Below are 20,985 nucleotides of genomic sequence, written 5' to 3' on the forward strand. Positions count from 1 at the left end.
GCGTGCCGCGCGGGGGGCGCCGCGGTCGACCGCCTGGTTTGTGGCGCAACGGGGGGGGCCGGCCGTGGCCCGCCACTACCGCTCATCACGCTGTACCCCGCTATGCTCCGTCCATCGCCCAAGGGAAGGACGCCATGCCCGTTGCCATGACCACGCGTTGGCTGGCCATTGCCCGCCGCCATCCTTCGGCCTGGTTGCTGGGCGCGCAGTTGCTGGCGGTGATGCTGTATCCCGCGCTGGATGACACCGCCGCGGGCCGCGCGGCACTGGGCATGTTCGGCATGGCGGTACTCGGCCTGGCGCTGTGGGTGGTCCAGCGCAGTCCGCTGGGTACGTGGCTGGCGCTGCTGCTGGCCATCCCCTCGGTGGTGTTCTCGCTGGCCGGAGCTCTGCTCGACCGCACGGCACTGCTGACCACCGCGCAGTTGCTGGAGAGCCTGCTGTATTTCTATACGGCTGGCGCCCTGATCGCCTACATGCTCCAGGACCACAAGGTCACCCGGGACGAACTGTTCGCCGCAGGCGCGACCTTCACCCTGCTGGCGTGGGCATTCGCATTCGCATTCGCCGTGTGCCAGCAGTGGTATCCGGGCAGTTTCCAGGGCACCGGCGGGGGCGGGCAGCGCAGTTGGATGGAACTGCTTTATCTCAGCTTCAGCTTGTTGTCTGGAGTCGGCTTGAGTGACGTGGTGCCACTGCATCCACAGGCACGCGCACTGGTCATGCTGGAGCAGTTTTCCGGCGTGATGTACGTGGCTTTGGTGGTTTCGCGACTGGTCGGATTGACCATGGTGCGGCGCATGTGAAAATGAACGCCAGATAAAAATTTCGCGCCCAAGAGGGCGCGAATGGTGTCGCAAATTATGTGAATGCGTCGGCGAGAGAGAGCCTGATGTCGACCACGCGATAGGCGAGGTAACCTGCATAGGCTAGTATTCGCGCGCTCGATTGTTTTTGCGGTATGCGCCGATGCTTTGTGCGGAGTCTGGCTTTTCGCTGTTCCCAGGACGGGGCGGTATCGAAGGCAAACACTGCCCGGGACCTGTCTCAACTGTGTAGCAGAAAATGAACAGCAGCGAAATCCAGCCCCCCGTATCCGATCGGATACGGATAGGAGAGTGCACCGTCACTTTGTCCTCGCGCGAAGTCGAGGTCGTTGGTGCACGCCGCCCGCGCCGGCTGACGCCGAAGGCGCTGGGCGTGCTGCGCGTGCTGCTGCGGCAGCCGGGCCGCGTTGTCACCCGCGACGAGTTGTTCGCCGAGGTGTGGCCGGACACGCTGCCGACCAACGATGTGCTGACCCAGGCCGTCACCCAGCTGCGCAAGGCGTTCAGCAACGACGACGACAACGGCCAGGCCTACATCGAAACCATTGCCAAGACGGGCTATCGGCTTCTGGTACCGGTACAGGTGCTGGACGATGCGGAACCATCGGCGGTGGGTTTGCCTGACGACGAAGGCGTGGACGTGCAGCCGGCACCTGCCGGCGCCGCTGTGCCGTCCCCGCGTGCGCAGGAATCGCGCCGCCGCTGGCGCCATGTCCGCCGCCGCGTGCTGCTGGCGCTGGGCGTGTTGATGCTGGCCACGCTGCTGGTCATGACAACGCTGCTGCTGCGCCGCGCTCCGGCCAGCAGTTCACCGGTGGAGGCTGCCGTGGAGAACGGCACGCGGGTGATCGGCAGCCCGCAACGCCCCTATCGGTTGATCACCGCGACCAGTGGCTTTGAAACCTATCCCACGCTGTCGCCAGACGGTTCGCTGGTGGCATATGAGGGCGCCAACGAAGATGGCAACGGTGGCGGTGCGATCAAGGTGCAGACCTCGGGCAATGCGCCGGCGCGCCAGTTGCTGGTGCCGCCGGCCGGTGCCGTCGATCGATTCCCGAACTGGTCGCCGGACGGTCGCGAGATCGCCTTCGCACGGTTTTCCGCCGACGGTGGTTGCCAGGTGCTGATCGCCAGCGCTACCGGTGGCGCACTGCGCCAGGCCACGCGCTGCGATGGCACCGAGCTGCTCAGCTTTGACTGGACGCCCGATGGTCGTGGCCTGGTGTTCGGCAGCATGGTCGGGCGCTACGCCCACCGTGGCATCCGCGTGCTCGACTTGGCCAGCGGCGAATGGCGCGCGCTGGCCTACAGCGTCGACCAGGATGACTTCGATTACGCGCCGCGTTATTCGCCGGACGGGCAATGGCTGGTGTTCGTGCGCAACCCGCAGCTGGGCGATCTGTGGCGGATGCCGGCCGCGGGCGGTACGCCCGAGCAGTTGACCAACGAGGCGGCAGAACTGCGCGGCTGGGCCTGGCTGGACGACGGCCGCACCATTGTGTTCGGCCGCCGCGTCGACAGTGAGGCGCGGCTCTACTACCTGGACGTCGAGCGGCACACGCTGCGCGATGCCGGCCTGGATGATGCGCAGTGGCCGGCCGTGTCGCGACGCGGTGGCATGCTGGCCTTCGTCCACCGGCGCGCGCAGTTCGGCGTGTTCAAGGTGCCGATGCAGGGCAGTGGCGCGCCTGAGCGCCTGTTTGCCTCCAGTGGCCGCGATGGACAGCCGATGGCAGCGCCCGACGGCCGCCAGCTGGTCTTCACCTCGGATCGCTCCGGCAGCTTTGCCCTATGGTGGGCCGACATGCAGCGACCGGATTCGCTGCGCCCCATCGAAGGGCTGCGGCCGGAAGCGCGGCAGGCACCGGACTGGTCGGCCGACAGCCGCCAGTTGCTCGTGGTTGGCCGCGATGCGCACGGGCGCACGGTGGTTTACGAGATCGCGCCACGCGATGAACGCCTGCAACCCTTGCCGGTACCGGCCGAACAGCCGCTGCAGGCGCTGTATGGCGCGTCGCCGGAGCAGCTGTTTGTGGTCGAACGCGATGCCGACCAGCGCACCCGTTTGAGCCTGTTCGACCGCAGCACCCAGCCGTGGCGCCGGTTGGCCAGCATTGACGGGGTGTCGCAGGCGCGCTTCGACCGCAGCAGTGGCCGCGTGTTGTTCACCCGCCTTGCCGCCGGTGGCCTGTGGTCGGTCGATGCGGCGTTGTCGTCGGGCAGCGTGCAGCAGATCAGCGATGACCGGCCCAGCCGCTGGCGATACCGGGCCTGGACCGTGGCCGGCAACAGTGGCATCGGCTACCTTGGAACCTCGACGACCTGTGGCACCACGCTCGTGCGCATCCAGCCCGGCCGCGAGGAGCCCGAACGCTGCCTGGACGCCGAGCGGCTCAGCGCGGGCAACGGGCTCAGCGCCAGCACTGACGGACGTGACCTGTTCGTGGCGATGGCGGTCAGCGATGGCGCCGACATCGGCGTGATGCGGTTGCCCGAACGCCCGCCCGCACTGTTCCCGGCGTTCTCCAAGTTGTTGTTGTTCAAGGGAAATGGACCTTCGTAATTTCTTCGTCAGGATCTCGTCGCGAATTCGTGGCGATCTCGTCTGACTTTCCTGACGCGGTGCCGCCTGATTAGGCAAAACGGAGCCCTGTACTAGGCAAATCCGTGGTGCCCCCATGCGTCAACTCTCGCTGGCCGATCGCGGCCAAACCGTCTCCCTGGACCGGTCGCTCGATGATGTCGCGCCGACCTGCCTGGGTGTGGCCCGGCTGGGCAGCCTGCAGACCGCCGGCTCCAGCTTCACCGTCTGGATGCAGGTGCGTGGCAGTTCGTGGGTCGAAGCCAAGGAAGGACGCTTCCGCCTGCGCCAGGGCGAGTGGATCGCCTTCGAAAAGGAATCGCGGCCGTTGGTGCAGGCCGGTCGCAACGGGCTGTGCGTCGGCCTGAACCTCAACGTCGAAGCACTTCGTGTGCTGACCGAGATGGCCGACTGCGGCCTGTATGCCGGTCGTGGCCGCATGAACCGCAGTGACGCCCGCGTGGCACTGCGCCTGTGGCGCGATGCGCTGGCCAGCGGCCAGCCGGCCCAGGCCCTGCGCCCGCTGCTGCTGCACCTGGCTGGCCTGCAGCGTGGCCTGGCCGACAACGTGCAGCGCTGCCCGGGCCGCTCGCGCAGCCGCAAGCGCCAGGTGTTCGGCCGCATGCAGCGTGCGCGCCTGTACCTGGAAGGCAACAGCCACCGGGTGGTGCGCATCGGCGAACTGGCCGAGCTGACCAACTTCTCCAGCTGGTACCTCTCCAAGACCTTCCAGAGCCTGTACGAGGAAAGCCCGCAGTCGCTTTCGGCGCGATTGCGCCTCGAGCGCGCCGCCGACCTGCTGCGCGACACCGACATGATGGTGGGCGAGGTCGCCGCCGCCAGTGGCTTCGACAACTGCTGCAGCTTCGCGCGTGCGTTCCGCGCCCGCTACGGCCAGTCCGCATCGCGCTTCAGGGAGAACGGCGGCTTGCTCCCGCCACAATCCGCAAAGTCTCCGGTTGGTTCGCGCAAATACAGCGCTGCAACGCAATCGTAACGTGCTGGGGTGTTTTAACACGCTGCTAACACGTACCTTGGAGAGATAGATGAACGTTCGTAATCCCGCAGTGCGGTTCGGCTTGCTGCCGGCCGGCATTGCGCTGGCGCTGGCGCCGGCCTTTGCTTCGGCTCAGGAAGCAAAGGGCACCACCGACCTGGACCGCATTTCGGTCACCGGCTCGCGCATCCGCGGCGCCTCGGTGGAGACCCAGCAGCCGATCCTGACGATGACCCGCGAATCCCTGGAAAAGCAGGGCTTCTCGAGCGTCGCCGACGTGCTGAACAACCTGACCTCGGCCGGCTCCCCGGCCATCTCGCGTTCGGAGTCGCTGGCTTCGGGCGAGAACGTGGGCGGTTACTACGTCGACATCCGCAACCTGGGCGCCGAGCGCACCCTGGTGCTGATGAACGGCAAGCGCCTGGGCGCTTCCACCTCGGGCCTGCAGGACCTGAGCCAGATCCCGATGTCGGCCGTTGAGCGCATCGAGATCCTGAAGGACGGCGCTTCGTCGATCTACGGTTCCGACGCCATCGCCGGCGTGGTCAACGTGATCACCCGCAAGAACTTCGACGGCGGCGAAGCCAACGTCTACGTCGGCCAGTACGGCAAGGGCGACGGCGACACCGAAACCTACTCGATGACCCTCGGTGCCCGCGGCGAGCGCGGCAGCCTGACCCTGTCGGCCGAGTACTCCAAGCAGGACCCGGTGTGGGCCAAGGACCGCTGGTACAGCCGTGACGGCTCGCTGGGTCCGAACTCGACCTCGGCTGACTGGAGCCCGATCAGCCAGAACGGCAGCTGGTGCAACCCGGCGCTGTATGACTGCAGCAAGTCGAGCGCCGTGTGGCAGACCCTGAACCCGGGTGGCAATCCGAAGAACCCGAACGACTACCACGCGATCACCGAAGACGAGTTCGCCAACTCGAACGAGCAGATGACCCTGCTCACCGGTGTGAAGCGCAAGTCGGTCTACATCAACGGCACCTACGACTTCACCGATTCGATCAGCCTGAACACCGACGTGCTCTACAACGAGCGCCAGACGTTCCAGCAGATCGCCGGCTACCCGTACCAGTCCGCTTCGAAGTCGATCAACACCCCGTTGTCGGCCGCCAGCGCCTTCAACCCGGTGGGCCAGGACGTCAGCTTCCGCCGTCGCCTGTGGGAAGTGCCGCGTACCACTGACAGTCAGCTGAAGACCCTGCGCTTCGCTCCGACCCTGACCGGCTTCTTCGAGCTGGGCGGCAAGACCTTCGACTGGGATGTCGGCGCGCTGTGGAACCGCAACGAGTCGATCAAGAGCAACCGTGGTGACATGAGCCTGATCGGTGCACGCCAGGCGCTGGGCCCGTCGTTCATCGATGCCGGTGGCGTTGCCCGCTGCGGTACCGCCGCCAACCCGATCCTGGGCGACTGCCGCCCGTGGAACCCGCTGCTGCCGTACGGCGTTGATGGCCAGGGCTCGCTGGCGAACCAGGAACTGCAGGACTTCCTGTTCCCGGTCTTCACCACCCGTGGTGTCACCAAGACCACCAGCTTCACCGCCAACCTGTCCGGTTCCATCGTGACCCTGCCGGCCGGTGACCTGGGCTTCGCCCTGGGTGTCGAGCACCGCAAGGAAGAAGGCAGCTACGTGCCGGATGCCTTCGCGCAGTCGGGCCAGTCCACCGGCCTGGGTCAGAAGCCGACCCGCGGCGAATACGATCTGAACGAGGTCTACCTCGAACTGAACGTGCCGCTGCTGGCCGACATGGCCTTCGCCAAGGAACTGACCCTGAACGTTGCCAGCCGTTATTCGGACTACAGCAACTTCGGTGGCACCACCAACAGCAAGTTCGGCCTGACCTGGCGTCCGCTCGACGAGCTGCTGGTCCGCGGCACCTACGCCGAGGGCTTCCGCGCTCCGACCATCAGCGATCTGTACGGTGGCCTGAGCTCGAGCTTCGAGTCGTACATCGATCCGTGCGGCGTGAAGGCTCCGGGTAGCGTTGCCGGCAATGCCGCGTGCTCCGGCGCAGGCGTGCCGGCCAACTACGTGCAGCTGGGCCAGGGTGGCAAGGAATGCTCGACTCTGCCGTGCCAGTCGGGTGACCAGTTCATCTCTGGTGCCAACCCGAACCTGAAGCCGGAAACCTCCAAGAGCACCACCTTCGGTCTGGTATGGAGCCCGCGTTGGGTGCAGGGCCTGGACCTGTCGCTGGATTGGTACAAGTACGAAATCAGCGACATGATCATCGCTGACAGCGTTGACCGCATCCTGCGTGACTGCTACGTGCTGGGCAATGCCGATCGCTGCTCGAGCGTGACCCGTGCGGCTGACGGCCACGTCAGTGCGATCACCTACGGTACCGCCAACCTCGGCAAGATGAAGACCGAAGGTTACGACCTGGGCGTCAAGTACCGCCTGCCGGAACTGGCCATCGGTCAGTTCAGCATCGACTGGACCACCAGCTACACCTCCAAGTACGACGAGCAGGGCCAGGACAGCGCCGGCAACAACATCATGATCGGCCGCGTCAGCGAGCCGGGCCTGTTCCGCGTCCGTTCGAACCTGGGCGTCAACTGGCAGTACGGCGACTTCGGTGTGAACTACACCGCGCGCTACTACTCCGGCATGAAGGAAAGCTGCATCTCGCTGGACGACGGCTGGTGCGATGCCCCGAACCACATGGCCAACGGCGAGAGCGATCCGCTGCGTCACACTGGCTCCAACACCTTCCACGACCTGCAGGTCAGCTGGAAGGCGCCGTGGGATGCAACCGTCGCCCTGGGCGCGAACAATGTGTTCGATCACAAGGGTTCGCTGCAGTACTCGGCTCCGAACTCGGCGTTCGCCTACTACGGCGGCTTCGACGTGGGTCGCTTCCTGTACATGAAGTACACCCAGCGCTTCTGATCCATCGAAGTGCGGTAGCAACAGGAGGAGGGCGGACCGCAAGGTCCGCCCTCTTTTTTTCTGCGAAGAGTCCGCCAGCAGTGCCTGGCCAGCGGCAAGCCGCCGGTCATCCGCCGGTCGCAGTGCCGTCGTTGCGTGCAGGACGGCCTGCAGGACCCGCAGATGCAGAAAGGGCGCACCTTGCGGGTGCGCCCTCTGCCCTCCGGCAATCGTGCAACGCGCTCAGGCGTCGCTGGGCACCAGCCCCATCAGCGCGTTGGCGTGTTCGCGCCATTGCGGCAGCTTGTTCAGCACGCCTGCGCGCTGCAGGTAGTCCTCGTCCACCGGATCGCCATTGACCAGCGCCAGGGCCACGTGCACCGCGCCGGTCACCCAGAAGCTGCGGGTGTTGGCACGCTGCGGCTGCAGGTGGAATGCCACCGCTTCGATGATCGGCATCGGCAGGCCCCACAGGCCCAGCAGGTAGGCGCCGGCCTCGGCATGGCCGGGGCGGGTGTCACCGGCCAGCGAAGGCTCGCTGCGCTCGTTGCGCACGCCCGGCAGCAGCAGGCCGATGTCGGCCAGCAGCGCGGCGGTTGCTCCCAGTTCGGCACTGGATTCGGGCAGCAGGCGTGCCGCCAGCCGCGAAGCGAGCAGTGCACGCTGCTGCAGCGAGTTGCGCTCGGCGGCCGACAGCGTCGGTGCGGAGAACACTTCGCTGGCCAGCACCAGGTCGCGCAGCGTCGCCAGGCCCAGCCGGGTCACTGCGGTGCGCAGGTCGGCAATGGTGCGGCCCTGGCTGAAGAACGCGGAGTTCGACAGTTGCAGCACCTTGGCCGCGATCGCCGGATCGGCGGCGACCAGCTTGGCTACATCGGCGCTGTCGGCATCGTCGTCATGCTCCAGGGCCTGGGTCAGGCTCAGGTACAGGTGCGGCGGCGAGGGCAGCTTCTCGATACGGCCGATGGCATCGCGCAGGCGCGGGCTGTCCAGCACTTCGCGCAGTTCTTCCAGGCTGGTCAGCGCCTCCAGCAGCACTTCCGGCGCCAGCGGCAGCGGCAGGAAGCGGTGGGCAACACCGATCAGGCGCGCCGGCGGTGGCCGGTTGCCATGCTGCGCATCGACCAGCGCGATGCGGATGGTCTCCGGGCGCAAGGTCCGGATCTGGCCCAGCAGCGTGGTGGCATTGAGATCGGGCAACTGCGGGCAGACGATCACCGCGTCCACGCCCTGCGTGGCCACCGCGGTCATCGCGGCCTGGCCATCGGTGGCGGTCAACGGCTGCCAGTCTTCCCCAAGATCGGCAATGAATTCGGTCAGCTCGGCCGGCAGGCTGGCTGCATCCCCAACAAGCAGAATACGCACGACACATTCCCCTGGCTGTCTCGACGATGGATGTCGATGACGTGTGAAGTGACGCAATTTACCTAATACGGCAGCAAGAGTGATGTGCCGTCGTCATGAAACGTGACCCGCATCGCTCCGGCAGGGTACCGCCGGAGCGATCCGGTTCAGGCTCAGGCCTTGCTGTCGAGATGGCGCTGGTGCGCCTCGACCAGGATCTGCTTGGCCTCAGCGGCGCCGCCCCAACCGTCCAGCTTGACCCACTTGCCCTTCTCCAGGTCCTTGTAGTGCTCGAAGAAGTGGCCGATGCGCTCCAGCCAGTGGCTCGAGACCTGGGCGATGTCTTCGACGTGCGCATAGCCGCTGAAGATCTTCGAGACCGGCACGGCCAGGATCTTCTCGTCGCTGCCTGCCTCATCGCTCATCTTCAGCACGCCGACCGGACGGCAGCGCACGACCGAGCCCGGCACCAGCGGCAGCGGCAGAACCACCAGCACGTCGGCCGGATCGCCATCGCCACACAGGGTGCTCGGCACGTAGCCGTAGTTGCACGGGTAGCGCATCGGGGTGGACAGGATGCGGTCGACGAAGATCGCGCCGGTTTCCTTGTCCACTTCGTACTTCACCGGCTCCGAGTCCTTCGGGATCTCGATGATGACGTTGATTTCTTCCGGCGGGTTCTTGCCGGGCGAGACGAGTTCCAGACCCATGGTGTGCTCCAGGTGGGGGATATAGACGGACAGCTCACCATTTTATGCCTTTGCCGGGCGCTGTGCAGGGGGAGGGCGCCGACCCGCCCGCGCGGCAAGGCCTGACGGGGCACTACGGCCTGGGCTGATGGGGCCGGGGGGCGTGCTGGCGCAGGCTGGATGCCCATTCCCAAGGAGTCCTGCCATGTCCTGGTATGCCCGATGCATCGGGGCCGTGCTGTTGCTGGTATCCCTGCCTGTCCTCGCCCGCGGCCTGCACGTGGATCTGATCGATTACCCCGCGCCCGAGGCCAACTGGGAACGCGCCTATGGGTTGGAGGCCGCCCTCGTGCGTGAATTCGACAGGCTCTGCGGCGATACCTGGTGCGAGGGGGAGTACAGCAACTACCGGGTGATGGAGTTCCGCTGCGCGGTGCTGGCGCATCGCGGGACGGTGCAGCGATGCGTGTGGGTGGTGGCGGCCAGCGAGCTGGTCGTGCAGGCCGACACGGGTGAAGTGCAGGTCGACAATGGTCGTTGGGCCTGTCCGGTGGAGCTGCAGCCGGGTGTGCCCGTAGAAGCCTTCCATGCTTCGCTGGAAGCGCCCGATGGTCTGACGGCCGCTCTGCCCGGCCTCGACCATGGCCTGTTCGATGCACTGCCGGACTGCATCCGGAAGACTGGGAGGGTGGGCTGATGCGCATCTTCCCCGCCCGATGGCTGGCCTGTGGGCTGCTGATGGCAGCGGGCGCCCAGGCAGCGCCGCCCTATGTGGATGCCCGTGACCATCCCGATCCGGCGGCCGGCCGCGAGCGCTTCCTTGCCGCTGAGCGCCTTTTGGTGCGCGGCTTCGACGATATCTGCGGCGACACCTTCTGCGAAGGGCAGTACTACAACCTCCGGTCCATGCGCCTGCGCTGTTCGGTGCATCGAACCACCGGCGTGGTGGGTAGCTGCATCTGGACCTTCGCTGGAAGCTATACCCAGGTGCAACAGACCGGGCAGATCAACGTCGACCATGGGAGCTATGCCTGCGTGCTCCCGATTGCACCGGGAACCCGTCTGGCCGAACTGCTGGCTGTGTGGGATGCAGCAACCGGGTACGACGCCCTGCATGCGACGCTGCCCGGCACCCGGACCCATGTCTATGACGGGTTGACCGACTGCCTATGACCCTGCGGATGATGCGAACGTGACTGATTCGCATTAACGGAGTAGCATGCGCGGCGGCTCCCGTCTGTCGTCCCGGCTCCGCGCATGTCCTCCAATGCCGTCTCCCTCACCGAACTGCTGATCCGCGAGCGGCCAGCGCTGCTGCGCCGGGTGCAACGCATCCTGGGGGGCGACAACGGCGCCGAGGACGTGATCCAGGCGGTGTGGTTCAAGGCCCGTGGGGTCGATGACAGCCAGGCGATCGACAATCCGCGCGCCTACCTGTACCGGCTGGCCGCCAACCTGGCCACCGACCACGGCCGCGAGTCGACCCGACGCAACCGCCTGCTGGCCGATCACTACCTGTGGGGGCCGGATGAGGCGATTTCGACCGAGGAACAGGCGATGGCGCAGGACGAGCTGCAGCGGGTACTCGACGCGGCCGGCCATCTGCCGGAGCCGACCCGCACCATCTTCCGTCTCAATCGACTGCAGGGCCTGACCCAGGCCGAGATCGCGCGTCGCCTTGGGGTATCGGTGACCACGGTGGAGAATCACGTACGCGCCGCGCTGCAACGCCTGGCCTGGGCGCGCAGCGGTCGATGATCGCGCCAGCTTGGGGCTGGCCTTCGCGCAAACGTCTTGATCACTGGACCGTGGATGCGGTCTAGTTCCCCCGCCCGCGCTTGAATGCGCCTGCCCGCCAGCCGATGAGCCCGCCAAACACACTGCCCGCCGCCAATGACGACGCCCTGGCCGAACAGGCCCGGGGCTGGATCGCGTGGCTGGCCTCGGGGGACATCGGCGAGGGGCGCATGCGCGAGTTCGAGTGCTGGCTGGCACAGCCGGGGCACCGTCGGGCCTTCGAGCAGGAGCGCGCGCTGTGGCGCAGTGTGGGGCCGCGCCCGCAAGCCACGCCGGTCGAGCGCCGTCGGCCGCGGCAGCTGCGCTGGGCGATGGCCGCCGCGGCGGCACTGGCGGTGCTGGTGGCGTGGCCCGAGGCCTGGTTGCGCCTGCAGGCCGACCATCGCAGTACGCATTTCGTGCAGAGCGTGCGACTGCCCGATGGTAGTCGCGCCGTGCTGGATGCGGACAGCGCGATTGCCGTGCGCTTCGATGCGAACGCGCGCGAGGTCGAGTTGCTGCGAGGTCGTGCCTGGTTCGAGGTCACTGCGGACGCACAGCGGCGCTTCAGCGTGCGCGCCGGCAATGGCGTGGTAGAGGACATCTCGACCGCGTTCACCGTTGCGCGGGGCGATGGCCGGGTGGAAGCCCAGGTCGGGCAGGGCAGGGTACGTGTGGCCAACCCGGTTGACGGTGGCTGGACCTACCTGCAACAGGGCCAGCGCGCGGCCTATGGTGAGCACAGCGGTGTAACGCGACTGGCGGACCTGGCGGCCGACAGCGTCGGCGCCTGGCGCCAGGGCGAGCTACTGCTGGAACAGGCCCGCGTCGCAGATGCGGTACAGAGGGTGGGCCGCTATCGCGCTGGCCCGACCTTCGTGCGTGGTGATCTGTCGCAGCTGCCGGCGGTCAGTGCAGCATTGCGCATCGACCGCCCGGAACAGGCACTGGATGCGCTGGCTGCGACGGCCGGATTGCAGGTGACCCGGCTGCCGCTCGGCGTCGCCATCGTCCATCGGTAGATCGACGCCATTCCCCCTGTGCCGACCAACGGTCGGCACCCACCACTGCAACCGGCCGACCAACGGTCGGCACCCACCACTGCAACCGGCCGACCAACGGTGGGCACCCACCACTGCAACCGGCCGACCAACGGCCGGCACCTGCCGCGACCGCAATTGCCCTTGGGGTTGCCACGATTTCATCCGTCTTAGTCCGCGAACGTACCCGCCGCCGCCACGTACGTCGCCGTGTCCGCCCGTGTTGCGGATGACGCCGCGTCCGCGGCACCGATTACCTGACAGGTTCCCCCATGTTCGACTCCCATCGTCCGGGCCGCGTGCTGCGCCCGTCCCGCCTGTGCATCGCGTTGCTCGCGGCCGGTCTGGCCAGTGCCGCGCCGCCCGTGCTGGCGCAGAGCGCCAGCGGCGACCACGCTGCCGTGCAGCGCTTCGACATTCCCGCGCAGCCGCTGGATGAAGCGCTGCGCAGCTATATGCGCCAGTCCGGCGTGCAGGTGGTGTACCCCGCGTCGCTGGCGCGTGGCGTAACCTCGCGCGCGGTCAGCGGCAGCCTGTCGGCCAACGAGGCGTTGCAGCACCTGCTGCAGGGCAGTGGCCTGGCGGTGCGCCGGGTCAGCGCCGATGCAGTCACGCTGGAGGCGGCAACGCCGGTGCAGGCCGACAGCGGTGTGATCGTCACCGACACGCTGAGCGTGGCCGGCGACCGCGTCGACAGCGGTGCGACCAGTGATGAAGCGCGCCTGCTTGACAGCTACCGCAGCGTGGGCTCCACCACCACGCTCAACCGCACGCACCTGGAGCGTTTCCGCGGTACCTCCAACGGCGACATCGTCAAGGGCGTGGCCGGTGTCACCGCTGGTGATCCGCGCGTGGGCAACGGCTTCGACGTCAACATCCGTGGCATCCAGGGCCAGGGCCGCGTGCCGGTGATCATCGATGGTGGCCAGTCCAGCATGGACACCTACCGTGGCTACGCAGGCCAGTCACAGCGTACTTACCTCGACCCGGACCTGATCTCCAGCCTGACCATCACCAAGGGCCCGAGCCTGCAGGCGAACGCCTCCGGCGGCATCGGCGGCGTGGTCGAGATGGAGACGCTGAAGATCGGTGACGTGCTGCGCGAGGGCCGTGACTTCGGCGTGCGCGTGCGCGGTGGCCTGGCCAATGGCAGCGCCAACAACCTGCCGTCCTACAGTGCCGCGCCGCGTACCGATCGCAGTGCTACTGGCAGCCAGTTCTTCAACGTCGCCGCCGCGGGGCACTGGGACCGCTTCGATCTGGTCGCTGCCTACGCCTACCGCGACAACGGCAACTACTTCTCCGGCAAGCATGGCTACGACGATTTCCCGCAGACCCGGCGCACGCTGGCGCCGCTGAATCCGCCGCGTACCGAGGTGTTCAATACCTCGTCGCGCTCGAAGTCTGCGCTGCTCAAGGGCACCTGGCGCATCGACGACGCGCAGACCCTGGAGGCCGGCTACCGCCGCTATGAAGGCACCGCCGGTGAGATCATGGCCTCGCAGATCATCCGGGTGGATCGTGACCGCATTCCGCAATGGGATCCGGGCCATGTCGACATGGACAGCTACAGCCTGCGCTACCGCTTCAACCCGGACAGCGAGCTGGTCGACCTGCGCGTCAATGCCGCCTACACCGACACCGACAGCGTGATGTACAACAGCCTGACCGGCATCACGCCGTGGTACTTCGATCGCCGCACCGAGTGGTATGACGCGCCCAGCTTCAGCGGCGACCCCGGCTACAAGGATGCCTACCGCAATCCGCTGCGACAGAAACGCTTCGGCCTGGACGCCAGCAACACCTCGACGTTCGACACTCGTGCCGGCGCGTTCACCCTCGACTACGGCCTGTCCTACAGCGACGAAGACATCGCCCCGGGCAGCTCGGCACCGATCATGCACGACGATCTGGTCAACAACCGCTTCCTGCGCAACGCCGAGCGCAAGGAATACAGTGCCGTGGCCTCGCTGAAGTGGCAGCCCGACGAGCACTGGGAGCTGCTGGCCGGTGGCCGCTGGAACCGCGTGGATGTGCATGACCGCAACCGCTTGGCCACGCCGGATGCCTACGAGGTGCAGGGCCAGTACCGCTACACCGAACTGCTCAACGGCAACCCGGCACTGCCCTCGTGGCGCGCCAAGCGCATCGCGCTGTTGAACTGGTACCCGGATGCCAACGGCAACTTCACCCAGGAATCGCTGCTGGCTTCACCGTACAAGAAGGGCACGGTGGGCGACATCGGTGGCTGGAACTTCTACGATGCCGGCAAGGCACAGGATCTGGAAGTGCCGGTCAGCTGGAGCTGGTCGCAGCCGATCCGGCGCCGCGACAGCGCGTTCTCGCCAACCGCCAGCGTGGCCTACCGCTTCAACGAAGACACCATGGTCTACGTGAAGTACGCCGAAGGCACCAAGCTGCCGAGCCTGTTCGAGACCACGCTGGGCCTGTTCACCGCCGCCAAGCCGGTCGGCGAACTGAAGCCGGAGCGCGCGCGCAGCTGGGAGATCGGTGCCAGCACCATCCGCTATGACCTGTTCACCGCCGGCGATCGCCTGGCGCTGAAGCTGGCGTACTTCGATACCCGCATCGACGACTTGATCACCCGTGACTACCGCACGCTGTCGGCCGGACTGATCCGCAACGTCGACCAGTTCAAGGTCTCGGGCATGGAGTTCCAGTCCAGCTATGACAGCGGCAAAGTGTTTGCCGATCTGTCCGCGCACTATTACTTCAAGGCCAAGACCTGCGCGCCGGACATCGCCGCCGAGCGACGCGCGTACGGTGCGCAGCGCAGGAATGACGAGCTGGCCAACACGCCCAACTGCGTGGACGGCGGCTTCGAGGGCTCTTACACCAACACGCAGAACCCGCCACGCTACATGGTCAACCTGACCCTGGGCTCGCGCCTGTTCGACGAGCGCCTGACCTTCGGCACCCGCGTGATCCACAACGCCGGTCCGATCAGCAAGCTGGACAAGGACTGGAACGTGGGCCTGTCGGCGATCCAGCAGCTGTACCGGCCGACCACCCTGGTCGACCTGTTCGCCAGCTGGAGCTTCAACGACCAGCTGTCGGTGGAAGCGGGCGTGGACAACCTGACCGACCGTTACTACCTGGACCCGCTTGCCCTGGGCGTGATGCCGGCCCCGGGCCGTACCGCGCGGCTGGCGTTGACCTGGAAGTACTGATCGTCGGGGTCGGATCCCTTTCCCTGGGGAAAGGGCTCTGACCCCTGCGGGAGACAACGGTAGCGCCGGACCATGCCCGGCGCCTTCCTCCAGGCAGTTACAGCCCGGTCGCCGCCTTCACCGCATCTTCGTGCAGCGACTCGTTCAGCTCATCCACCACCGTGGTCCATGCCGCATCGGCCTGCAGTGATTCGGACAGGAACTGGCGCTGGGCATCGTTCCAGTACGGTGCTTCGACCACTTCCACGTCGGTGGCCAGCTGGTGTTCGCGGATGAAGCGGGCGATGCCCTCGGCGCTGGCATCCAGGCCCAGCTGCAGGAACAGGTTGGTCATGCGCGGTTCGGTGGTGATCATCGTCGGTTCCTGCGGGAAGAAGGGATGCGCCATTATCGGTGCACATGGCCTTGGGGAAAGCCCCGTGGCGAACGTCTACAGCAGGACGAACCCCCTCGGCATCCCCCATGAACGCACACATCGCCCCTGAAGACAGCCGCAGCCTGCGGCTCAAGGCCGCCACCCGCGACAGCCATGGCGCGCTGGACAAGCGCATCATGGCCGGCGACATCTTCGCCGACCGCAGCAACTTCGCCCGTTTCCTGCGCGTGCAGTATCGCTTCCATCGCAGCATCGATGCGCTGTATGCCAACCCTGCGCTGGACGCACTGCTGCCGGACCTGGGCGAACGCCGCCGCCTGACACAGGTCGCGCGCGACCTGCAGGACCTGGAGCAGACCCTGCCGGGGGCCGACATCGCACCGTTGCCGTCCGATCTGGCGCTGCCCGCCGCGTTGGGATGGCTGTATGTGGCTGAAGGCTCCAACCTGGGCGGCACCATTCTGTACAAGATGGCTGCCAAGCTCGGCCTGGATCGTGATTTCGGCGCCCGCCACCTGGCCGCGCACCCCGATGGCGCGGCGCGCCACTGGCGTGAGTTCACCGCCGCGCTGGACGCGGTACCGCTGAGTGCCGGGCAGGAGCAGCAGGTGATCGACGCGGCCGACGCCGCGTTCCGCAGCGTGCACGGCCACGTCGAAGTGGAATTTGCTTGATGCACGGCGCCCGCCCGCAGGCGCAACGCTGATGCGCTGGCTCTGGTTCGCGCTGGGCTGGCTGATGGTCGGCCTCGGGGTGATCGGCGCGCTGCTGCCGGTGATGCCGACCACCATCTTCCTGATCCTGGCCGTGGGCTGCTTCGCGCGCAGTTCGCCGAAGTTCGAGCAGCGCCTGCTGGCGCATCCGCGCTACGGCCCGTCGTTGCGGCTGTGGCGCGAGCAGGGCGCGGTGTCGCGCAAGGGCAAGGCGTTCGCCAGCGCCGGCATGGCGGTGGGCTTCGCGCTGTTCTGCTGGGGCGCGCACCCGTCGTGGCGCCTGCTGTTGGGCGTGGGCCTGTTCTTCGCGGTCAGCGCCGGCTACGTGCTCAGCCGCCCGGCGCCGCGGCTGGAGCCCAACCCGGTCGTGGAAGTCGACGATGCCAATGATCCGCGCGCGGCCCGCCGCCGCGCCGCGCCCCCTGATGTTGATGGAAACCGAGACGATGCTGCCTGCTGACCTGGCCCCTGTGGCCGCCCCCGCATTGACCCCGTGGGGCATGTACCTGGCCGCCGACGTGGTGGTGAAGACGGTGATGATCGCACTGGCAGTGGCGTCGCTGGCCACCTGGACCGTGCTGCTGGCCAAGGGCTGGGAGCTGGCCCGCCAGGGCCGGCAGCTGCGTGCAGCGCGTGCGCTGTTGCTGCAGGCGCCGAGCCTGCCCGGCGGGAGCGCGGAGGCCAGCCTGCAGCAGGGCACCGCACTCGCCATGCTGGACGCGGCGCGAACCGAGCTGCGCCTGTCGCAGGAGCTGGACAGCCGCGATGGCACCAAGGAACGCGTTGCCTCGCGCCTGGACCGCATCGAACTGGAAACCGCGCGCGTACAGCGGCGCGGCATCGGCGTGCTGGCCAGCATCGGCGCGGTGGCGCCGTTCGTCGGCCTGTTCGGCACGGTGTGGGGCATCATGAACAGTTTCATCGGCATCGCCTACAGCAACACCACCAACCTGGCGGTGGTCGCGCCCGGCATCGCCGAGGCCCTGCTGGCGACCGCGCTGGGCCTGGTTGCGGCGATTCCCGCAGTACTGGTCTACAACCATTTCAGCCGCGTGCTGGCTGGCTTGCGTGGGCTGCTCGGCGATCTGTCGGCGGCCGTGCAGCAGCTGGTCTCGCGCGATCTCGATCGCACGGCACCACGCACCGCAACGACGGCGTTGCGCGCGGTGCAGTGAGGCTCGACGATGGCGATCAGGACCGCGTCCGACCGTGACGATGCACCCGAAGAAGCGCACGAGATCAACGTCACCCCCTTCATCGACGTGATGCTGGTGCTGCTGATCATCTTCATGGTGGCCGCACCGCTGGCCACCGTGTCGGTACCGGTACAGCTGCCGGCCAGCAGTGCCAGCGCCACGCCGCCGGAACAGGCACCGGTGTATGTGACCGTGCAGGCCGATCTGTCGCTGCGCGTTGGTGAACAGGCCGTGGCGCGCGACGGGCTGGCGGCTGCATTGCAGGCGGCCACTCACAGTGACACCACGCAGCGCATCTTCCTGCGTGCCGATACCCGCGTGCCCTATGGCGAACTGATGGCCACGCTGGATGCGCTGCGAGCGGCCGGCTACCTGAAGGTGGCGCTGGTCGGCCTGGAGCAGGGCGCGCGATGAGTGGACTGCGGCGCTGGGCGACCAGCCTGGCGATCGTGCTGCTGGTGCATGCGCTGTTGATCGGCGCGGCCTGCTGGTGGGCGGCCCGTGCGCCAGCGCTGGCTGCAACGGCGCCGCCCGCGGCGCTGATGCTGGAACTGGCGCCGATGGCGCAGGCACCGCCGGTACCGCCGCGCGAGGTCGCCACCGGGCCCTTGCAGCAGCAACAGCAGCGGCAGGCGCCGACGCCGGCCGTGCGTGAACAGCCCAAGGCGCCGGTGCAGCCGCAGGGCGAGCTGCCACCGCCGCGTACACCGGAGCCGACGCCCTCGCCGGACACCGCCGAGGCCAATGTCGCGCAGACCAGCGCACCGCCGCAGGTGGCGGCTGACGCGGCCGCACGCTACACCGCACCGCAGACCACGGCCGGCGAGCGCAGTCGTGCCGAGGCAAGCTGGGAAGGACGCCTGCTTGGGCACCTGCAGAAGCACCGGCGCTATCCGCGCCAGGCCGAGCGGCTGCGCCAGCAGGGCGTGGTCTACGTGCGCTTTGCCGTGGCCCGCGACGGCGCGGTCTCGGGGCTGAAACTGGGCCGCAGCAGTGGCTTTGCGCTGCTCGACCAGGAGACGCTGGACACCGTGCAGCGGGCAAGCCCGGTACCGGCGCCGCCGGCCGAAGTGGCCGGCGACCCGGTGGAAGTGATGGTGCCGGTGTCGTTCTTCCTGCGCGGGCGGTGACCGCCATCGGGGTCGGATCCCTTTCCCCAGGAAAGGGCTCTGACCCCGTCAAGCCCGCCATCCACGCATGGCGCGAATCTACAGCAACGGCACCAGCAGCAGCGCCACGATATTGATGATCTTGATCAGCGGGTTGATCGCCGGACCGGCGGTGTCCTTGTACGGGTCACCGACGGTATCGCCGGTCACCGCCGCCTTGTGCGCCTCGCTGCCCTTGCCGCCGAAGTGCCCATCCTCGATGTACTTCTTGGCGTTGTCCCAGGCACCGCCGCCGGTGGTCATCGAAATGGCCACGAACAGGCCGGTCACGATCGTGCCGATCAGCAGGCCTCCGAGCGCGCGCGGCCCCAGCAGAAGGCCGACCACCACCGGCACTGCCACCGGCAGCAATGACGGCACGATCATTTCGCGGATCGCCGAGCGGGTCAGCATGTCCACTGCCCTGTCGTACTGCGGCTTGCCGGTGCCCTGCATGATGCCGGGGATCTCGCGGAACTGGCGGCGTACTTCTTCCACCACCGCACCGGCGGCGCGGCCGACCGCTTCCATCGCCATCGCACCGAACAGGTAGGGAATCAGGCCGCCGATCAGCAGGCCGATGATCACCGTGTGGTCGCTGAGGTCGAAACGGAATTCCTGCCCGGGATGTGCTGCCTGCAGGTTGTGCGTGTAGTCGGCGAACAGCACCAGTGCCGCCAGCGCCGCCGAGCCGATCGCGTAACCCTTGGTCACCGCCTTGGTGGTGTTGCCCACTGCATCCAGCGGATCGGTGATGTCGCGGATCTCCGAGGGCAGCTCGGCCATTTCGGCGATGCCACCGGCGTTGTCGGTGATCGGACCGTAGGCGTCGAGGGCGACGATCATGCCGGCCATCGACAGCATCGCGGTGGCGGCGATGGCGATGCCGTACAGGCCCCCCAGCGCGAATGCGCCCCAGATCGCGGCACACACCGCCACCACCGGCAGCGCGGTGGACTTCATCGAAATGCCGAGGCCGGCGATGATGTTGGTGCCGTGGCCGGTGGTTGAAGCCTGGGCCACGTGCTGCACCGGCCTGTACTGGGTGCCGGTGTAGTACTCGGTGATCCACACGATCAGGCCGGTCAGCACCAGCCCGATCAACGCGCAGCCATACAGCGCCATCGGCCCATGTGCGTTGTCACTCATCAACCCGGTGGTGATCGGGTAGAACGCAATCGCGGCCAGCACGCCGGAGACGATCACGCCCTTGTACAGCGCACCCATGATCGAGCCGCCTGGCTTCACCTTGACGAACAACGCACCGATGATCGATGCGATGATCGATACGCCGCCCAGCACCAGCGGATACAGCACCGCATTGGCACCAGCCTCGGCCAGCATCAGGCTGCCCAGCAGCATGGTGGCGATCACGGTCACCGCATAGGTCTCGAACAGGTCGGCGGCCATGCCGGCGCAGTCGCCCACGTTGTCACCGACGTTGTCGGCGATCACCGCCGGGTTGCGCGGGTCGTCCTCGGGGATGCCGGCTTCGACCTTGCCGACCAGATCGGCACCGACGTCGGCACCCTTGGTGAAGATGCCGCCGCCCAGCCGCGCGAAGATCGAGATCAGCGAGGAGCCGAACGCCAGCCCGACCAGGGCGTGCAGCGCCTGCTCCATCGGCAGGCCCATGCGCAGCAGCAGTGCGTAATAGCCGGCCACGCCCAGCAGGCCCAGCCCGACCACCAGCATGCCGGTGATCGCGCCGCCGCGGAAGGCGACATCCATCGCCGCGCTGATGCCGTGGCGTGCCGCCTCCGCGGTGCGCACATTGGCGCGCACCGAGACGTTCATGCCGATATAGCCGGCGGCGCCGGACAGCACCGCACCGACCACGAATCCAATCGCGGTGTACCAGCTGAGGAAGATGCCGACCAGCACGAACAACACCACGCCGGCGATGCCGATGGTCAGGTACTGGCGGTTGAGATAGGCACGCGCACCTTCCTGGATCGCGGTGGCGATCGCGATCATGCGTTCATTGCCGGTGGGTTGGCGCAGGATCCAGCGCGCCGAGACGATTCCGAACAGGATCGCGAGAATGGCGCAACCCAGCGCCAGTGACAGCCCGTGACGTTCCAGCATTAGACCCCTCCGCAGAATGGATGTAGGCATCCAGTGGCGATGAACGGCACCACGAGGGGGACGACGGGCTGCAGCCTGGAACCAACCCGTACCGACCTTGGTGGTCGTCCGACGTATGGCGGTGTTCAGCATTCCCTGGTG

Annotated in this window: 18 protein-coding genes; 14 read left to right on the forward strand and 4 right to left on the reverse strand. The window is 67.3% G+C overall.

The annotated features are described in order from the left end of the window. Window positions 1-134 precede the first annotated feature (134 nt). The 4 genes from V3B30_RS18290 (at window position 135) to V3B30_RS18305 (ending at window position 7,304) form a co-directional block, all read left to right on the forward strand. The gene (locus tag V3B30_RS18290; protein ID WP_262083720.1) at window positions 135-806 is read left to right on the forward strand and encodes an ion channel; all 672 of its coding nucleotides are present in this window, start codon (window positions 135-137) and stop codon (window positions 804-806) included. 259 nt (window positions 807-1,065) lie between these two features. Continuing rightward, window positions 1,066-3,390 (forward strand): winged helix-turn-helix domain-containing protein, encoded by a 2,325-nt coding sequence (locus tag V3B30_RS18295; protein WP_262083721.1) that lies wholly within the window; start codon window positions 1,066-1,068, stop codon window positions 3,388-3,390. A 115-nt stretch (window positions 3,391-3,505) separates the two neighbouring features. After that, window positions 3,506-4,405 carry a helix-turn-helix transcriptional regulator gene (locus V3B30_RS18300; protein ID WP_049446610.1) on the forward strand — a complete coding sequence of 300 codons (900 nt, stop codon included), beginning with the start codon at window positions 3,506-3,508 and terminating at the stop codon, window positions 4,403-4,405. Between the two features lie 49 nt (window positions 4,406-4,454). Next, window positions 4,455-7,304, forward strand: a complete 2,850-nt coding sequence (locus tag V3B30_RS18305; protein ID WP_100473841.1) for a TonB-dependent receptor — start codon at window positions 4,455-4,457, stop codon at window positions 7,302-7,304. Window positions 7,305-7,526: 222 nt separating this feature from the next. Here V3B30_RS18305 and V3B30_RS18310 read toward each other — a convergent pair whose 3' ends face one another. Together V3B30_RS18310 and ppa are read right to left on the reverse strand one after the other, a co-directional pair. Beyond that, window positions 7,527-8,648, reverse strand: a complete 1,122-nt coding sequence (locus V3B30_RS18310) for an HDOD domain-containing protein (protein WP_014038392.1) — start codon at window positions 8,646-8,648, stop codon at window positions 7,527-7,529. Between the two features lie 152 nt (window positions 8,649-8,800). Continuing rightward, window positions 8,801-9,337, reverse strand: a complete 537-nt coding sequence (gene ppa, locus V3B30_RS18315) for an inorganic diphosphatase (RefSeq protein WP_057497596.1) — start codon at window positions 9,335-9,337, stop codon at window positions 8,801-8,803. 184 nt (window positions 9,338-9,521) lie between these two features. Here ppa and V3B30_RS18320 point away from each other — a divergent pair, with 184 nt between their 5' ends. From V3B30_RS18320 to V3B30_RS18340, 5 genes are all read left to right on the forward strand, one after another. Next, complete coding sequence (locus V3B30_RS18320; RefSeq protein WP_100473840.1) at window positions 9,522-10,013, forward strand: hypothetical protein; 492 nt, start codon at window positions 9,522-9,524, stop codon at window positions 10,011-10,013. Further along, window positions 10,013-10,489: a hypothetical protein gene (locus V3B30_RS18325; RefSeq protein ID WP_262083722.1), complete on the forward strand. Its 477-nt coding sequence runs from the start codon at window positions 10,013-10,015 to the stop codon at window positions 10,487-10,489. The genes V3B30_RS18320 and V3B30_RS18325 overlap by 1 nt, the downstream gene beginning before the upstream one ends. Window positions 10,490-10,573: 84 nt before the next feature. Continuing rightward, a complete protein-coding gene (locus V3B30_RS18330; protein ID WP_100473838.1) occupies window positions 10,574-11,074 on the forward strand; it encodes an RNA polymerase sigma factor in 501 nt (166 codons plus the stop codon). 104 nt (window positions 11,075-11,178) lie between these two features. Next, the gene (locus tag V3B30_RS18335) at window positions 11,179-12,114 is read left to right on the forward strand and encodes a FecR domain-containing protein (protein ID WP_262083723.1); all 936 of its coding nucleotides are present in this window, start codon (window positions 11,179-11,181) and stop codon (window positions 12,112-12,114) included. Between the two features lie 290 nt (window positions 12,115-12,404). Beyond that, the gene (locus V3B30_RS18340; protein ID WP_329809763.1) at window positions 12,405-15,323 is read left to right on the forward strand and encodes a TonB-dependent receptor; all 2,919 of its coding nucleotides are present in this window, start codon (window positions 12,405-12,407) and stop codon (window positions 15,321-15,323) included. A 97-nt stretch (window positions 15,324-15,420) separates the two neighbouring features. Here V3B30_RS18340 and V3B30_RS18345 read toward each other — a convergent pair whose 3' ends face one another. Next, window positions 15,421-15,678 carry a DUF2789 domain-containing protein gene (locus V3B30_RS18345; protein ID WP_006390068.1) on the reverse strand — a complete coding sequence of 86 codons (258 nt, stop codon included), beginning with the start codon at window positions 15,676-15,678 and terminating at the stop codon, window positions 15,421-15,423. Window positions 15,679-15,785: 107 nt separating this feature from the next. Here V3B30_RS18345 and V3B30_RS18350 point away from each other — a divergent pair, with 107 nt between their 5' ends. The 5 genes from V3B30_RS18350 to V3B30_RS18370 are packed head-to-tail and all read left to right on the forward strand — an operon-like array spanning window position 15,786 to window position 18,738. Next, a complete protein-coding gene (locus V3B30_RS18350; RefSeq protein WP_100473835.1) occupies window positions 15,786-16,373 on the forward strand; it encodes a biliverdin-producing heme oxygenase in 588 nt (195 codons plus the stop codon). 31 nt (window positions 16,374-16,404) lie between these two features. After that, window positions 16,405-16,872, forward strand: coding sequence for a YbaN family protein (locus tag V3B30_RS18355; protein ID WP_262083725.1), 468 nt, complete (start codon window positions 16,405-16,407; stop codon window positions 16,870-16,872). Next, window positions 16,859-17,587: a tonB-system energizer ExbB gene (exbB, locus tag V3B30_RS18360; RefSeq protein WP_262083726.1), complete on the forward strand. Its 729-nt coding sequence runs from the start codon at window positions 16,859-16,861 to the stop codon at window positions 17,585-17,587. Before V3B30_RS18355 ends, exbB begins: the two co-directional genes overlap by 14 nt. A gap of 9 nt (window positions 17,588-17,596) precedes the next feature. Continuing rightward, entirely contained in the window at window positions 17,597-18,022 is a 426-nt protein-coding gene (exbD, locus tag V3B30_RS18365; protein ID WP_071228167.1) for a TonB system transport protein ExbD, read from the forward strand. Next, window positions 18,019-18,738 (forward strand): energy transducer TonB, encoded by a 720-nt coding sequence (locus V3B30_RS18370; RefSeq protein WP_262083727.1) that lies wholly within the window; start codon window positions 18,019-18,021, stop codon window positions 18,736-18,738. The genes exbD and V3B30_RS18370 overlap by 4 nt, the downstream gene beginning before the upstream one ends. Before the next feature lie 78 nt (window positions 18,739-18,816). On the opposite strand, the gene V3B30_RS18375 is transcribed toward V3B30_RS18370, so the two are convergent. Further along, window positions 18,817-20,844, reverse strand: coding sequence for a sodium-translocating pyrophosphatase (locus V3B30_RS18375; protein ID WP_262083728.1), 2,028 nt, complete (start codon window positions 20,842-20,844; stop codon window positions 18,817-18,819). Between the last annotated feature and the right edge of the window lie 141 nt (window positions 20,845-20,985).

The sequence above is a fragment of the Stenotrophomonas sp. SMYL41 genome (assembly GCF_036319965.1).
GTDB lineage: Bacteria > Pseudomonadota > Gammaproteobacteria > Xanthomonadales > Xanthomonadaceae > Stenotrophomonas > Stenotrophomonas maltophilia_R.